At 49.4% G+C, this 16,352-nt stretch carries 16 protein-coding genes; 10 read left to right on the plus strand and 6 right to left on the minus strand.

Annotated features, from left to right (window positions below):
• Positions 1-20 precede the first annotated feature (20 nt).
• The 6 genes from PHU49_02565 to xseB are packed head-to-tail and all read right to left on the minus strand — an operon-like array spanning position 21 to position 5,064.
• On the minus strand, positions 21-890 hold the full coding sequence (locus PHU49_02565; GenBank protein ID MDD5242878.1) for a YicC family protein: 870 nt from the start codon (positions 888-890) through the stop codon (positions 21-23).
• Entirely contained in the window at positions 875-1,408 is a 534-nt protein-coding gene (locus PHU49_02570) for a DUF4416 family protein (GenBank protein MDD5242879.1), read from the minus strand. Before PHU49_02570 ends, PHU49_02565 begins: the two co-directional genes overlap by 16 nt.
• A complete protein-coding gene (locus PHU49_02575; protein ID MDD5242880.1) occupies positions 1,378-2,127 on the minus strand; it encodes a TlyA family RNA methyltransferase in 750 nt (249 codons plus the stop codon). Before PHU49_02575 ends, PHU49_02570 begins: the two co-directional genes overlap by 31 nt.
• The gene (gene dxs, locus PHU49_02580) at positions 2,109-3,962 is read right to left on the minus strand and encodes a 1-deoxy-D-xylulose-5-phosphate synthase (GenBank protein ID MDD5242881.1); all 1,854 of its coding nucleotides are present in this window, start codon (positions 3,960-3,962) and stop codon (positions 2,109-2,111) included. The genes PHU49_02575 and dxs overlap by 19 nt, the downstream gene beginning before the upstream one ends.
• Entirely contained in the window at positions 3,962-4,846 is an 885-nt protein-coding gene (locus PHU49_02585; protein ID MDD5242882.1) for a polyprenyl synthetase family protein, read from the minus strand. Before PHU49_02585 ends, dxs begins: the two co-directional genes overlap by 1 nt.
• Positions 4,846-5,064: an exodeoxyribonuclease VII small subunit gene (xseB, locus tag PHU49_02590; protein MDD5242883.1), complete on the minus strand. Its 219-nt coding sequence runs from the start codon at positions 5,062-5,064 to the stop codon at positions 4,846-4,848. Before xseB ends, PHU49_02585 begins: the two co-directional genes overlap by 1 nt.
• 275 nt (positions 5,065-5,339) lie before the next feature.
• Between xseB and PHU49_02595 the strand changes: the two genes are divergently transcribed.
• The 10 genes from PHU49_02595 to PHU49_02640 all read left to right on the plus strand — a co-directional run.
• Positions 5,340-6,185, plus strand: coding sequence for a PP2C family serine/threonine-protein phosphatase (locus tag PHU49_02595; GenBank protein MDD5242884.1), 846 nt, complete (start codon positions 5,340-5,342; stop codon positions 6,183-6,185).
• Positions 6,186-6,369: 184 nt separating this feature from the next.
• Positions 6,370-6,843 (plus strand): DNA polymerase ligase N-terminal domain-containing protein, encoded by a 474-nt coding sequence (locus PHU49_02600; GenBank protein MDD5242885.1) that lies wholly within the window; start codon positions 6,370-6,372, stop codon positions 6,841-6,843.
• A 285-nt stretch (positions 6,844-7,128) separates the two neighbouring features.
• The gene (locus PHU49_02605) at positions 7,129-7,701 is read left to right on the plus strand and encodes a pentapeptide repeat-containing protein (GenBank protein ID MDD5242886.1); all 573 of its coding nucleotides are present in this window, start codon (positions 7,129-7,131) and stop codon (positions 7,699-7,701) included.
• Positions 7,702-7,785: 84 nt separating this feature from the next.
• The gene (locus PHU49_02610) at positions 7,786-8,229 is read left to right on the plus strand and encodes a DNA-binding protein (GenBank protein MDD5242887.1); all 444 of its coding nucleotides are present in this window, start codon (positions 7,786-7,788) and stop codon (positions 8,227-8,229) included.
• 45 nt (positions 8,230-8,274) lie between these two features.
• Positions 8,275-8,679, plus strand: coding sequence for a hypothetical protein (locus PHU49_02615; protein MDD5242888.1), 405 nt, complete (start codon positions 8,275-8,277; stop codon positions 8,677-8,679).
• A 177-nt stretch (positions 8,680-8,856) separates the two neighbouring features.
• Positions 8,857-10,146 (plus strand): TolC family protein, encoded by a 1,290-nt coding sequence (locus tag PHU49_02620; GenBank protein ID MDD5242889.1) that lies wholly within the window; start codon positions 8,857-8,859, stop codon positions 10,144-10,146.
• Complete coding sequence (locus PHU49_02625; protein ID MDD5242890.1) at positions 10,143-11,330, plus strand: efflux RND transporter periplasmic adaptor subunit; 1,188 nt, start codon at positions 10,143-10,145, stop codon at positions 11,328-11,330. The genes PHU49_02620 and PHU49_02625 overlap by 4 nt, the downstream gene beginning before the upstream one ends.
• Entirely contained in the window at positions 11,327-14,428 is a 3,102-nt protein-coding gene (locus tag PHU49_02630; protein MDD5242891.1) for an efflux RND transporter permease subunit, read from the plus strand. Before PHU49_02625 ends, PHU49_02630 begins: the two co-directional genes overlap by 4 nt.
• Before the next feature lie 343 nt (positions 14,429-14,771).
• The gene (locus tag PHU49_02635; GenBank protein MDD5242892.1) at positions 14,772-15,497 is read left to right on the plus strand and encodes an MBL fold metallo-hydrolase; all 726 of its coding nucleotides are present in this window, start codon (positions 14,772-14,774) and stop codon (positions 15,495-15,497) included.
• Positions 15,498-15,764: 267 nt separating this feature from the next.
• Positions 15,765-16,352: ABC transporter substrate-binding protein (locus tag PHU49_02640; GenBank protein MDD5242893.1), on the plus strand; the 588-nt coding region annotated here is incomplete at its 3' end.

Raw genomic sequence — 16,352 nt, forward strand, 5'->3', positions numbered from 1 at the left:
CGCTCCCTGCCTGACGTAAGTCACTCCACATTCTGCACCTGCTCGCGTATCTTTTCAATCTCTACCTTTATCTGGATGGCCCGTTCATTAATAAAAAGATCGTTTGCTTTGCTTCCTATGGTATTCGATTCCCTTACCATCTCCTGGATAATAAAATCGAGTTTTCTCCCTATGGGATCATCCGACTCAAGGGTATCCCTGAAATTTTCAATGTGACCCTTCAGCCGCACGATCTCTTCAGAGATATCGAGGCGCTCCATATAGATTGCCAGTTCCTGCAGCACCCTTGTCTCGTCAACAGATGATGTGTTTACGATCTCCGTGATCCTCTCCCGCAATTTACCTTCGTGCATTCTGATTGTCAGGGGCCATCGTTCTTCGACCGCGGAGATGTTCAACGCAATAGCGCCTGCCCTTGCCGCAAGGTCTTTCCTGATAAGTTCTCCTTCTTTTCCTCTTTCCAGGTTGAGCTGTATAAGCAGGCTCTCGAAAGATTTCATCAGTATGTCCTCATTGATGTTATTGTTCTCTTCGTATAAAAAGATGTCCTTAAAACTGAAGATATTATCGATCGTCAGATCACCCTTCAGCGCGTATTTTTCCTTTAAGGTTTTTACCATCTCCACATATTGCGCGAGAACGCTTTCGTTTATCTTCTGTATACCGGACTGTTCGGTTGACCGTTCCCATTTTATTGTAACGTCAACCTTACCCCGCTTGATATAGCGCTTGACGATCTCTCGCAGTTTTTGTTCATAGAGGTAATCGGCCCTGGGGAGCTTGATGCTGATCTCGAGGTAACGGCTGTTTAATGCCCGGGCCTCTCCGTAAAGCTTTCCTTCCGGGGATTCGGTTTCCAGTTTTGCAAATCCTGTCATACTTTTTGGCATCGCAGCACCTTTTTATAGTTTTCTCTCCATTCATTGAAGACGGAGATTGTCTTTGCCTCGCTGTAATCCGGGTATGTCCATTCGAGCGGTCTGTATGTTCCGCTGCTGTACGCGAGAGTCAGATCGGCGTATATCCCGCTGCCGATATAGATCCTGTGGGCAAAACCCTTCGTCGTCGCGAGTATAACATTTTCAAGGGAGATATATCCAGGGTCAATGTTCACCCTTCTCATGTGGTTCTCCGAGAAGGCGAGTTCTATCTCATTTGTCTTTAATTTGATCTGAGGGAGCAGTTCCCTCGGAAAGAGTTCCTCAAAAAGGATGAACACGCGTAGAAGGTCTTTTCCTGTCTCTTTCTCGTAATAGTCTGTGTGGGAAAAGGCTGTGGGTTGGTTTTTTTCCTGGATCATACCTATCTTGTCCCCGAGCATCTTCAAGGCATCGTGGAGCACGGCTTCCTCTCTGAAGATGAGACTTGAGAAAAGTTTTATTGGGTTTGGGTCTTTTGGAATTCCCATAGGATGAAATACTCTCTGTTCTTTTTTTCTTTCTCTCTCGGTGCTTCTACCACATTTACCGGGACAATGCCAAGGGATTTTCCGTAGGATTGGATGTCCTGCATGACCTTTTGTATCTTCTCTCCGTCTTTCACGATGCCGCCTTTCCCGACCTCGAATCTCCCGACCTCGAACTGCGGCTTGACGAGCGAGATGATCCTGCCCCCCGGTTTCAGAAACCGGATTATTGGCGGGAGTATCTTTTTGAGGGATATGAAAGAGACATCAATGGTGATGAGATCCACTGTCTCGCCGATATCGTCAAACCGTAAGTATCTGGCGTTGCAGTTTTCCTTCAGGGTTACCCTCTTGTCGTTCCTCAAGCGCTCGTGAAGCTGGTGAGTGCCGGCATCCACGGCGTGGACTGCCGTTGCGCCTGCCTCCAGCAGGCATTCCACGAACCCTCCCGTTGATGAGCCTATATCGAGCGCCTTTTTTCCGTCAATGATAACCTGAAAGGTTTCCAGGGCCTTTTTGAGCTTGACCCCGCCGTAGCTTACGTAGGGGACAGGGTTTTTCTTTATCTCGACGGCGACGTCTTCGGAATACCTTTGGTCAGGTTTTGTAACGCGTTCGTTCGCAGCGTATACTTCCCCTGCCATTATGAATATCCTTGCCTTTTCGCGGGATGGAGCGAGACCTTTTTTTGTGAGGATGACGTCTATTCTTTCTTTAGCCACTCTCGTATTGCCTTTGAGATACCTTCCCTGTCCAGACCGATCCTGTTTCTTAAACTGTTCTGACTGCCGTGGGTTATGAAGGTGTCGGGAATGCCGAGACATTTTACGGGGAGCGCCACCCCTTCTTTTGATAAGAGCTCCATGATGCCGCTTCCGAAACCACCCATAATTGTATTCTCTTCAATGGTAAGGATGCGCCCCGTCTGTTGCGCGATTCGGAGGAGTAGTTCTCTGTCCATCGGTTTTACGAATCGTCCGTTGACAACCGAGCACTCTATACCTTCGCCGGCAAGCTCTTCTGCTGCCAACGATGCCGGATGTACCATATTGCCGCAGGCAATGATCGCCATGTCGGCGCCCTCCCTGAGAACTTCCCAGGTGCCAAGCGGTATCTCTTTGAATTGTTCATCGATAGGTACACCCGGGGCCTCACCTCTCGGATAGCGTACTGCCGCGGGACACTCATAAAGATATGCAGAGTAGAGCATGTGTCTCAGCTCGTTTTCGTCCTTTGGCGCCATGAGTACCATATTGGGGATATGCCTGAAGTAGGAAAGATCGAATGCGCCGTGATGGGTAGGCCCGTCCTGGCCTACGATCCCGCTTCTGTCAATGGCAAACACAACCGGGAGGTTCTGGAGACAGACATCGAGAATGATCTGGTCGAAGGCCCTCTGGAGGAAGGTTGAATATATGACAACGAATGGTCTTAAACCTCCAAGGGCGAGGGAGGCGGCGAATGTGACCCCGTGCTGCTCGGCAATGCCGATGTCGTAGAATCGTTCAGGGTAGAGGCCGGAAAACTTATCAAGCCCCGTACCGAGCCCCATCGCTGCCGTGACTGCTACGATCCTTTCATCTTTTTTCGCAAGCTCGACGATCGTATCGCCAAAGACGTCGGTGTAGGTGCGGGAACCGCTGCGGATGGAATTTCCCGTCGTCATCTCGAACGTTGAGATGCCGTGAAATCTTTCAGGGTCATCTTCCGCGTAAGGATAGCCCTTCCCTTTTTTTGTTATGACATGGATCAGGACCGGGCCTTTGAATCGCTTGATGTTTTTCAGGGTATCCGTGAGGTTGCCGAGATCGTGTCCGTCAACAGGTCCGAAATACTGGAAACCGAGTTCCTCGAAGAGTATCCCGGGGATAAAAAATCCCTTGATAGCCTCCTCGAAATGTTTTGCCGCTTTATATACAGTGGGGTGTTTTTTCGTAATGTTTTTGATCTCCTCCCTGATATTGCTGATGAACTCCCCTGTCATCATCCTGTTCAGGTAGGAAGAGAGGGCGCCGATATTCTTTGATATGGACATTTCATTGTCATTGAGGACGACAATGATGTCGCTCTTGAGGTGACCCGCGTGGTTCAGGGCCTCGAAGGACATGCCTCCTGTCAGGGAGCCATCGCCGATAACGGTCACGATCTTATGGTGCCTGTTCATTTTCTTTTTTGCTTCTGCGAGACCCACGGCAATGGAGATGGAATTGCTTGCATGGCCTGTATCCCAGGTGTCATAGCTGCTTTCCTGCCTGAGGGGAAAGCCGCTTAACCCGCCATTCTGCCTGATTGTGCTGAATCTGTCCTGCCTTTCCGTGAGGATCTTATGGGTATAACACTGGTGGCCCACATCCCAGATGATCGTGTCCTCCGGCGTATCGAATACGTAGTGAAGCGCAATGGTGAGCTCTACTACGCCGAGATTTGATGAAAGGTGACCGCCGGTTCTGGAAATAACATCAACGATAAAGGGCCTTATCTCTTCAGCAAGCCGGATAAGTTCCGGGATCGTGAATTTTTTTAAATCTTTCGGTGAATGGATCTTTTCGAGGAGCATTATGAAACCCTGTTGCCGATGTATTGGGCAATCTCTTTCAGTATCCGGGCATTTTCTCCAAGAAAATCGATTGAAAGTATTGCTTCATTGACGAGTTGTTCGAGTTTGTACTTTGACGCGAGGATACCGTAATGTTTGATATAGGTCTGTTTGTTCGTGTCTTTTTTTAACCTTTTTCCAACAATCTCTTCATCTCCCTCGGTATCCAGTATATCATCCATGATCTGAAATGCCAGCCCGATACATTCGCCGTATTTCGTGAAACCCTTCAGCTCCTTGGCTTTTGCCGCTCCCGCAATGGCCCCGATCCTGACGGATGCCCTGATGAGCGTGGCGGTTTTGTGCATGTGGATGTACTGGAGAATGTTTTTTGATCCTTCCTTGCCGTCATAGAGTATATCCATGACCTGTCCACCTATCATCCCTTCTGCTCCGGCGGCGCTGGCTATCTCGAAAATGATCTGTTTGAGGACCTTCGGGTTCAGTCTCTCCGTATAACGGGTATCGGTAATGATCCTGAAGGCTTCTGTAAGGAGACCATCTCCTGCCATAACCGCGAGCGCCTCGCCGAAAACCTTATGGCATGTAGGTTTCCCGCGCCTTAAGTCATCGTTATCTACGCACGGAAGGTCATCGTGGATGAGGGAGTATGTATGGATCATTTCAAGGGCGCAGGCACAGGGAAGGATGTCATCGCTGCTTTTCCCTTTGGCCTCGCAGGTCGCGACCGCAAGGACAGGACGTATCCTCTTGCCATTGGAGAATAACATGTATTCCATGGCATCTCTCAAAACACCCGGTGTTGAAACAAAGGAAGCGCAGATCTCCTTCAGGGTATTTTCTATGATAATCTTTTTGTCGTGCAGGTATGTAGAGAGATCCACTATTCTTCCTGTAAAAACGGTTTTTTCTCTATGGCGCCATCTTCTTTTTTTATCAGTATTTCGACCTTTTTCTCTATTTCATCGAGTCTTTTTGAGAGTTCTTTGGTCAACGTAAGCCCTTCCTTGAAAAGGTTCAGGGCTTCATCAAGGGGAATCTTACCATCATCAAGGGTCTTGACAATGTTCTCAAGTTTTTTCAGTCCATCTTCGAATTTCATGTAAGTTCTTATTATAGAATTTCATATCCTCCATTGCAAGTATTTCGTATAACAATAGCTCACAACAAGAAAAACAGCTCTTAGTGCATAGCAAGAAAAATCAGGTTAAGGTTGAGGTTGAGAGAAACAGGGTGAGCTTAACCTTAGCCTCAACCTTAGCCTGTTTTTTACTGATAACTGATAGCAGTATCAAGCGAGAAATCCAGCATCAAGTACCCGGTATCCCAGCACCAAGTATCCAGTAGCGCATCATTTTATGGTAAAATATATGTATCATGAATATTCGCTACGGTGTAAGCGAGACGATCGGCTGGCGGGAGAGCATGGAGGATGAGCACGCAATCTACGAAAGACCCGAAGAACATCTTTTCGGAGCCGAGATATATGATGGCCATGGTGGTAAGACTGCATCACGTATAGCCGTCGAGATGCTCACGCCTTATTTCATGCACAACAGGGCACGGGAAATGGGAAAATCACTGCGGGATCGACGGAAGGACACCGATCTCTTGAGGGATGCCTACCTGGCCGTCGATAATCACCTCCTCGAGAGGCACATACAAAGCGGTACGACAGCGGCTCATTTTTATATTATGGAAGACCGTTTCATTGCAGCCAATGCAGGGGATACGAGGGTTATCATCGGGACGGAAGGCAATGTGATTGTCCTTACTGTTGACCACAAGCCCACCCTATCCGGTGAGACCGGGAGAATCGAGGCCCTCGGTGGAGAGGTGACGCGTATCGGGACGCCGAGGGTGCAGGGGGTACTTGCTGTAAGCAGGGCCCTGGGAGATTTACATCTGAAACCATATGTGATCGCCGAACCGAGGGTTGCAGAAGGGTATCTTGGAAAGGAGAATGATTATGCAGTCCTTGCCTGTGATGGTGTCTGGGACGTCCTAACGCCGGAAGATGTTATCCGGGAGGTAAGACAGTCAACGGATCCTCAGAAAGGGGCCGATAGGATAGTCAAAAAGGCCCTCGATCACGGGAGCACCGATAATATCATCGTCATTGTCATCGACCTGAGGGAATATACTGGCCGCATGAGAAGAAATACCATGGAGATCACGGCAGTTACAGATTATGGAGCAATAAAGGCAGTCGACAGTAGATAGCTGCCAGCAGTCAGCTATCAGCAAAAACTAAACAGAGTAGGCAGCAGGAAGTAGGCAGAGGACGGCAAGAACAAAAGATAGTAAGCAGTATGTAGTAGTATGCACAAAAAGCTTTTCACTGCTTACTGCTTACTGCCTACCCGGTTCTTACTGAACCGTATCCCCGCGTATGGTATAATATGACATGCCGTATTTCGTTGTCCATGAGCACCATTCAAAGAAGCTCCACTATGATTTCAGGCTGGAGATCGACGGGGTATTGAAATCCTGGGCCGTGCCGAAGGGCCCATCGATGTCCCCCCAGGACAAACGGCTTGCGATTGCCGTTGATGACCATCCCCTCGAATACGGTACATTTGAAGGTATTATCCCTGACGGCTACTACGGGGCAGGGCCTGTCGTGATCTGGGATGCGGGAGACCTTGAACTCCAGGACAACGATATGGCAAAAGGGTACATCGGATTTTTCCTGAAGGGTAAAAGACTAAAAGGGGGTTTTGTGCTGACACGGCTGAAGGGTAAAGAAAAGGAGTGGCTTCTGATCAAGAAGAAGGATGGATTTGCGGCCTCTTCTTTTGCTATGAAGCCTGAACTCACGGATGCAATGTTGAAGGTGCTGAAGGAGAAAGTACCTCCCTGTAATATGGATGAGGGTTGATCTATTCATGGTACACCCGCAAGCGTGTACCCCGGCCACCCCTTCTCGCCCAAGAATAGGCTATGAAATACATGCATAAGACAGGCGTCTTTTTTCATCCGAAGTTCAGGAACAAGGACTGGCCCATAATCGGTGACAAGTTTCGCAATTTTCCCATGATCATGGAGCGGGAACTTTGATTGCCTTTCCTTTGTTTTCCATCTGCTATCTTGATTAAATATCCGTTGAATCATTATATGTCTTATGGTAAAAACGTGAAGACAGGCAGAAAACAGGAGAGAATAATTGGCTACAAATGAAACAAAACCAGCGGGAAGAACAGGCATCATGCAAGGAACCACTATGTCGGGTATTTTTTTTATTGTTATCATTTTATGTTCCATTCCCCATACATCCTGTGCCTTTAAACAGAAGGACCTGGATAAGCTTATGACAACAAAACAATGTGAATGGTGCGACCTGCGTAATGCTGACCTCTCCGGGGCGCAACTCTCCGGGGCGCAACTCTCCGGGGCCGCGCTCTCCAATGCCAACCTCTCCAATGCCAACCTCTCAGGCGCCAACCTCTCCAACGCCGTGCTTTCCAATGCCAACCTCTCCAACGCCGACCTCTCAGGCGCCTACATGCGCAGTACATATATGTACGGCGCTAATCTTTCGGGTGCCAACCTGAGCAAAGCCAACCTGGACAAAGCCAACCTGAGGGAGGCAGAACTATCAGGCGCCAACCTGTTTGACGTCAGTCTTTCAGAGACCATCTGGAGAAACGGATCAAGGTGCCTGGAGGGCTCAGCAGGGGGATGTAAAGGTGATCCCTCCCGTAGCAATACAACAACCGGCAAAGGTATTGGATTCTAAGGATAGATCACGAGCCGCAGGTGTATGTATGGATGAGTGACGCGGTTATGCATTATTAGAATTGTTGAGCGAGGAGGCTGCAATGTGAAATACCAAACAGGTGAGATTGGAAGGGTCATCGTGGCACAGCTTGATGATGACGACGATATACTCGAAAACCTTGTCGGTATTGCCAAACAGGAGAAGATCAAAGCAGGTATATTTTACCTTATCGGCGGCATCAAAGAAGCAAAGATTGTTGTAGGGCCAACCCAGGACGTAATGCCGCCGACGCCAAGCTGGCGGGAACTCGTGGAAAGTCATGAGACGCTGGGTATTGGTACGATATTCTGGTACAAGGACGAACCAAGATTACATTTTCATGGCGCCTATGGAAAGTGGGATACGGTAAAAGCCGGCTGTCTCAGAGAGGCCGCCAAGACGTTCCTCATCATGGAGGCGGTCATCATTGAGATCAAAGGGATCAAGGCAATACGGGACCTCGACCCGCTGTCAAACATGGTACTTCTCAGGCTATCCGGCCATTGATCCTTTTTTGAAGAGATTATCGTCTCATCGGGAGGATATCCGGTTATGATACTTTTATATACCCATGCCAGCCTCATGTGTGTCGGTTTTATGTTTCTCCTGGCCGGTTTTATCATTGTGCGCTTTATGAAAAGGAAGACCTGGTGGCTTAAGGTCCACAGGTTGTGCGGCATAACGGGCGCGTCCTGCGTTATTATGGGATTATCTGCGGTGGCGCTGGATATCTTTTTTGCAGGGGGACAGCACTTGAGAATACCGCATAGCTACATTGGAATCGTCGCCGTGGTCCTTGCCGTGGCAACCCCATTCCTCGGGTTTATGCAATTCAGGTTCAGGGAACATATTCAAGCGATTAAGGGGCTGCACATCTGGTCAGGGAGGATTACCCTCCTTCTCATGTTTATTAATATCACGCTCGGGCTTTCAATTTTATCATTTCCCGTACTTTAGCTGCAGGCAGTTCATTAATCGGAATACTTTAGAGACCGCACGGGCACCCGCATTCTCCTCTTCCCGGACAGTAATTCCATGAAAATCTTGACAATAAGCCCATCCTCTTTTATTATGTGATTTATTCTATCTGTGCGCGGCACAAGAATTCTGATAAGTGGATTTATGGTGGGACATATGAAATATTACACCTGTTTTGCTGTCATTGCGGGATTTGTCATCTCCTCTTTTGCCATGGCCGGTGAACCGGCTATCAAAACGGGGGAATCGTTAGGCCTTGAGCGCTGTATCGAGATCGCCCTCGCGCAGCATCCCTCGATCATGAGTTCCCGATATACGGTCCGCGCGAAAGAGTCACTGCTTGGACAGGCGAAGGCCCCCTACTATCCCAAGGTAGATACTCAGGCAAGCTTCAACAGATATTTTGTCGAGAAAGATACCCTTGACCCCTATTTCCCCGTGGGATTGCATAACGAGAACATAGGGAGCGCGACCCTGTCTCAGACGATCTATGATTTCGGTAAGACCCCGACAGATGTGAAAACGAAGGAGTTCGATGTTGAATCCTCCCGTTTTGACCTCGAAGATGTGACAACGACCATTGTCAATAATCTGAAAACGTCCTATTACGGGGTCCTGAAGGCAAAGCGTTCGAGAGATGTTAACCTTGAGATTGTGGAGCAATACAGGCAGCACCTCGGCCAGGCAAAGGTACTTTTCGAGGCGGGGAAAAAGCCAAAATATGACGTGACAAAGGCTGAGCTGGATCTGAGCAACGCCCGGCTTGACCTTATTACAACGGAGAATGACCTGAAGGTTGCATGGGTCAGGCTCTATAATGCGATGGGCGTGACCATAACCGACCAGTTTACTATAAACGATAACCTTTCTTTCGAAGCGTATGCAATAACCCTTGAAAGTGCGCTGGACAGGGCCTACCAGCAAAGACCGGACCTGCGGTCCCTTACCGCACAAAAGAGTTCCGCAGAGGCATCTATTGACCGTGCGAAAAGAGATTTCTTCCCAACCATATCAGGCAATGCACGGTACAATTTTCAGGGGAGCCAGTATCCCCTTGGCCAGATATGGAATGCAGGCGTGTCGATGAACATGAATATCTTTGAGGGAATGTTAACGAGGAACAAGATCGAAGAATCGATTGCCAGGACAAGATCGGTGGAAGCACAGATCGAGGCGAAAAGGCTTGATATCTTGCTTGATGTGAAACAGTCCTACCTGAACCTTCTCAAGGCGAAGGAAACGATCTCCAATACGGAGGTACAGATAAAGCAGGCAACAGAAAACCTTGACCTTGCCAATCTGCGATACTCTGCCGGCTTAGCCGACCCTCTCGAGGTCACCGATGCTACCGTTGGTTACAGCAAGGCAAAACTTGCCAACATAAGCGCGCTCTACGATTACAAGACTGCCCAGGCCAGCATCGAAAGGGCAATGGGGAACAGATGATGAAGCGTAAAAAGATCATTGTTATCATTTGTATTGTTATTGCGGTCGCGGTTGTCTATGGTTACCTGTCCCGGAAGAAACCGCCGCCTCCTGCCCGCCAGGGTGTGCCTGTACTGGTTGGGAAGGCCGTGCAAAAGACCATGCCTGTCATCATAGAGGCGATCGGGACAGTCGAAGCGTACAACTCGGTCACGGTATACGCGCGGATTGTAGGTCAGCTTCTCAGGATTCATTTCAAGGAAGGACAGGATGTAAAGAGGGGACAGCCCCTGTTTACGATCGATCCCGGGCCCTTTCAGGAAAAGCTGAGGATGTCCGAGGCAAAGCTTGCACAGGACATAGCCCAGCTAAAGTATAACGAGGATGAGGCGAAGCGCTATGCCTATCTCCTTGAAAAGGGCGCCGTTGCAACCTCGGACTATGAAAATAAACAGACCCTTGCCCTCACGCAGCAGGCAACGGTGAGGTCGAGCAAGGCCGACGTCGATAACGCGCGCCTTAACCTTGAGTACTGTTACATACGTTCTCCTCTTGACGGCAGGACAGGGGCTCATCTGGCCAAGGAAGGCGCAATGATCAAAGACAACGATACGAAGCTTGTCGTGGTAAACCAGATCTCGCCTATCTATGTGAAATTTTCTGTTCCGGAAAAACAGCTCCCCGAGATCAGGAAGTATATGACATCTGGCGTACTGAAAGTAAAAGTGAATCCCCAGGGTACACAGGGCGCCCCTGTCGAGGGAAAACTCACATTCGTTGACAATACCGTGGACACAACCACCGGCATGATCCTCCTCAAAGCGGAGTTCAGGAACAGTGATAGACTTCTCTGGCCCGGACAGTTCGTCAACGTTGTCCTCAATCTCACGGAGGAGCAGAATGCCGTTGTTGTTCCGGCAAAGGCTGTACAGATCGGGCAGAAGGGGAATTTTGTCTTTGTTGTAAGACCCGATAAGAAAGCGGAGTTCAGGAACATTACTGTTGCAAGGACGATCGGCGAGGAGACTGTTGTATCGAAAGGGGTCAACGCAGGAGAAACGGTTGTGACCGATGGTCACCTGAAACTGAAAGACGGTTTTCCTGTTGAGATACGGGAATCGCTGACGTCGGGAAACGCAGGGACACCCGCAAAACCGGCAGACGCCGGTGAACAGAAAACGGGCTCCCCGGGTACTAAAAAGTGAACATCTCCGCGTTATGGATAAAAAGACCGGTCATGACGATCCTGGTCATGTTCGGTCTCCTTTTCTTCGGTATCACAAGCTTTCAGGACCTGCCGATCAATAACCTTCCTGCCGTTGATTTTCCTACCATCCAGGTCACGGCATCCCTGCCTGGGGCAAGCCCGGAGACGATGGCATCAAACGTGGCCAAACCCCTTGAAAAGCAATTCTCAACGATCCAGGGTCTTGCGTCGATGTCGTCAACGAGCTATACCGGCTCTACGACGATCATCCTCCAGTTCTCCCTCGAACGGAATATCGATGCCTGCGCGCAGGACGTGAATTCAAAGCTCGCGGCGGCCCAGGGAGACCTGCCGGGCAATATGCCCAGCCCTCCTACCTACGACAAGGTGAACCCGTCGGATCAGCCCATCATGTATTTTGCCCTTACTTCCGAGTCCATGCCGCTTATCCAGCTCAACGATTACGCGGAGAATTATCTTGCCCAGAACTTCACGATGGTCAACGGCGTCTCCCAGGTCATCGTGTATGGACAGAAATTTGCAGCGCGCATCCAGGTAAACCCGAAGCTCCTTGCCAACATGGGTATAGGCATCGACGATGTCTCCGGCGCAATCCAGAAGGCAAATGTCAATCTCCCCGGGGGCACCCTCGATGGCCCGTACCAGGCCTTTACGATTGACTCAAACGGCCAGTTGATGGTCGGTGAGGCATACAGGGAGGTTATTGTTACCTACCAGAACGGCAAACCCGTAAAGATAAAGGATATTGGTGATGCGATCAGCGGCATCCAGAACGACAAGCAGACTGCTGCCTGGTACGTCTCAAAGGACAAGACCCAGAGGGCTATCGTCCTCGCCATCAAGAAACAGCCCGGATCGAATACGGTAAGGGTGGCGGACGAGATCGAACAACTACTCCCCAGGCTGAAGACGATGCTGCCTGAGTCTGTTGAGTGGCACCTTCTCTACGACGCGTCCGATTACATAAAGGAATCGATCGATGATGTCGAATTTACCCTGGTCCTGACGATCTTTATCGTCCTTATCATTGTCTTTCTCTTTCTCCGTTCCTTCAGATCAACCATCATTCCGAACGTCGCTGTTCCTTTGTCGATCATCGGTACCTTCGCGGTGATGAACATACGGGGTTTCAGCCTTAACAACCTTTCCATGATGGCCCTTGTGCTCTGCGTAGGGCTTGTTGTCGATGACGCGATCGTTGTTCTTGAGAACATTGTGAGGCGGATGGAAATGGGTGAAAGCGCCATGGATGCGTCGTATAAGGGTTCGCAGGAGATAGGTTTCACGATCATGTCCATGACCCTGTCCCTCGTGGTTGTTTTTATACCGATCCTTTTTATGCCCGGTATTGTCGGCAAACTCTTTCATGAATTTGCGGTCTGTATTGCCGCGGCTATACTCCTGTCAGGTTTCATATCCCTGACGCTTACGCCGATGATGTGCAGCCGCATACTCAAGGATGTCAGGGAAAAGAAAGAGGGCAGGTTCTACGCCACAACAGAACATGTTTTCGAGGGCATGATCAGGTTCTATAACCGCACCCTCCGGTTGGTGCTGGAGCACCGCAGACTGGCGCTCACCGCCACGATCATCGTCGTCGTCATCTCAGCGTTTCTCTTTGTGAGAATACCGAAGGGGTTCCTGCCAAGCCAGGATCAGAACTTCATGATGGCATGGATACAGGCTGCCGACAAGATCTCTTTTGATGATATGGTCCGGCACCAGGAGGCGGCCAACGAGATCATGAAGCAGGAAAAGGATGTAAAGGACTTTATATCCGTCGCGAGCATGAATACCTATAACAGCGGTATCATATTTGTCATGCTCGAGAACCTGAAGAACCGCAAAAGGTCTGTCGATGAGATCGTTAATGATCTGAGGCCGAAACTGAACAGCGTCCCCGGCCTTATCGCGTTTCCGCAGAACCCGCCCCCGATCCAGATAGGCGCAGGCAGCGCCCTTGCCGAATACCAGTTTACGCTCCAGAGCTCGGACCTCAACGAGCTTTATAAATACGCAAGGATCTTCGAGGAAAAGATGCGGACGATCTCCGGTCTGGTTGATGTCAACTCTGATGTAAAGCTGGACAACCCGAAGCTGTATATCAATGTCGACAGGGACAAGGCCTCGACGCTGGGTTTAAGCCTCGAACAGATCCAGAATACCTTTTTCTCCGCCTATGCCTCACGGAAGATCTCCACGATCTACGGCGCGCTCAATCAGTACTACGTGATACTCGAGGTGCAGCCCAGGTTCAAGGAAGACCCGAGCGCCCTTTCCTACCTCTACGTGAAATCAAATGAGGGGAAACAGGTACCACTGAGCACGGTCGCGCATATCGTTGAGACCCTGGGACCGCTGAACGTGAACCATACCGGTCAGCTTAATTCCGCTACCGTTGCATTCAACCTCAAGCCCGGCCACTCGATAGGAGAGGCCGTTGATGCCACAAAAAAGATAGCCAGGGATGTGAACCTGCCGCAGTCCATCGTGACGGGGTTCCAGGGATCTGCTCAGGAATTCGAGAAATCCTTTGCGAGTATGGGTTTTTTGCTTTTTGTGACGGTCCTTGTTATTTACATGGTCCTTGGTGTCCTCTATGAAAGTTTCATTCATCCTATCACGATCCTGACCGCTCTTCCGCTGGCAGCATGCGGAGCCCTGATGACCTTATGGATCTTTGGCATGGAGCTTGACATGTACGGTATGGTGGGTATAATCATGCTCATCGGGATCGCGAAAAAGAACGGTATCATGATGGTAGACTTCGCCCTGGAGGCGGAGAGGACAGAGGGACTGGACTCAATAGAATCGATCCACAAGGCATGTATGACCCGCTTCAGGCCTATTATGATGACGACGATGGCAGCGCTTTTCGGCACACTGCCTATCGCGCTTGGTATCGGCGCAGGGGGCGATGCGCGTCAGCCTATGGGTGTGGCAGTCGTCGGCGGTCTCTTTCTCTCCCAGCTCATGACGCTCTATATAACACCCGTCTTCTACGTCTATTTTGATGAGTTGAACAGGTGGTTTGCACGGAGGAGGCTAAGAAACAATCCTGATAGGAATGAATAACCAGATACCAATAACTATTTTTTACTTAGGATGAGCATCATGTCGGACTTTTCCCCGCAAACACGCTCATACGCTCCAGCGGCTTACATTCGCTCGCGTTCGGCTTCGGAACTTTTGCTTCGCAAAAGACCGAGCTTCCTCGCCTCACGACGGTTTGCTCAGGAACGGTTTAATTGCGAGGTTAGTCTCGAGCAACAAGCCCGACACGATGCTCCAATTAATGCCCAATATTCAATCCCACTCGCCAAACAAAAACCTGTCAGTATTGTTTCTCGTTTGGATATTTGTTTGGATATGGGTTATTAACAATCGTTGGTGATGTAACGAATTAAAAGGAGATGATATGGCAAAAGTGACGGACGGCGTATATTTCATACAGGGGATGGATGAGTTTATTCCTGATTCCCATATGTACATTATCGGCAAGCCCGATTCTAACGATATGTCCATTGTTGATGCAGGTCTGACAGGGAAGGGCGCTTACAAGATAGAATCCATAAAAAAACTGGGGATCAGTCTTTCTTCGATCAAGAGGGTTATCATGACGCATACCCACCTTGACCATATCGGTTGCCTGGGTGAGATAAAAAAACAGATCCCCCGCGCCGAACTGTGGGTCCACAGGCTCGAAGCGGAGCCGCTGGAAAAAGGAGATGACAGGCCTGTTTACGGCATGAATGAGTTCAAGGGGATGTGTCAGATGCAGTATGGACTGAAGGCCGATGCCTTTAAGTTTCCCGTTGAGCGTAAGCTCGAAGACAAGGATATCCTTGAGATCGGGGATATGATATGGGAAGTGATCCACATCCCGGGACATTCAATGGGCGGCATTGCCCTCTACAATGAGGCTGCCGGTATTCTGATACCCGGGGACGTGGTCTACGCCGATTACGCGATCGGCCGTTTTGACCTTTTTGGCGCTGATCCTGGTGCGTTAAAAAAATCCCTTTACCGCCTTGCAGAACTGAAGGTTGACATCCTTCTACCCGGTCATAATCAGATCGTTCAGGGTTTGCCGAAGGACTACATCCAAAAAACCGCCAAGATGTGGGAACCGTATTTGCGGTAACTAATGGCAAATCGTATACTGACATTCGTATATAGTATATCGAGGTTCTAAAGAAAACGTTCGGCGTAAGGCGTTAGGTGTTCGGCGAGAAATGTCGCTCAAAGTTCATGGCTTATCAATGAAGGTAATACATGAACCGGAAGTTACGACATACTATATACGATATACCATGCACTGCTCTGCGATCCTGAAATCGTTGCACAGAAGGATCTTTGTAATTTTTGCTGTTGACTATTGACGCTGTATACAACAATAATAGATATATCGATGCATAATAGAAGAATAAAATCCCAACTGCTTAATATCCTCCGCTGCCTGGTCTTTTCGGTGACACTTTTTCCTCTTTCGATGAGTGCGCTTTATGCTGAGACAACCCTTCAGAGCGCCTCCTTTATACCTCAGTGGAGTCCACAGGCGCAATTTGCCGGGTACTACGTTGCGCTTGAAAAAGGTATATACCAGAAATACGGGATCAACCTTAACATTAAGATGGGAGGGCCATACAGTGTTCCCGCCGACCTGCTGGAAAAGGGGGAAGTAGATTTCGGCACCATGTGGCTTTCTACGGCGGTACAGAAGCGGTCTCAAGGTGTAAGGCTCGTAAATATCTCGCAGATTGTGCAGCGGTCTGCCCTTATGCTTGTGGCAAAAAAGGGAAGGGGTATCCAAAAACCGGAAGACATCAACGGCAAAAAGGTTGGGTTATGGAGGGATGAGTTCCGTTTACAGCCCCTGGCATTTTTCAAGAAATTTAATCTTCATGTGAAGATCATTCCCCAGTCTTATTCAGTGAACCTCTTCCTCAGAGACGGGGTGGATGTGGCATCTGCCATGTGGTACAACGAATATCACACG

This window comes from Syntrophorhabdaceae bacterium, from assembly GCA_028713955.1.
In the GTDB taxonomy this organism is placed as follows: Bacteria; Desulfobacterota; Syntrophorhabdia; order Syntrophorhabdales; family Syntrophorhabdaceae; genus UBA5609.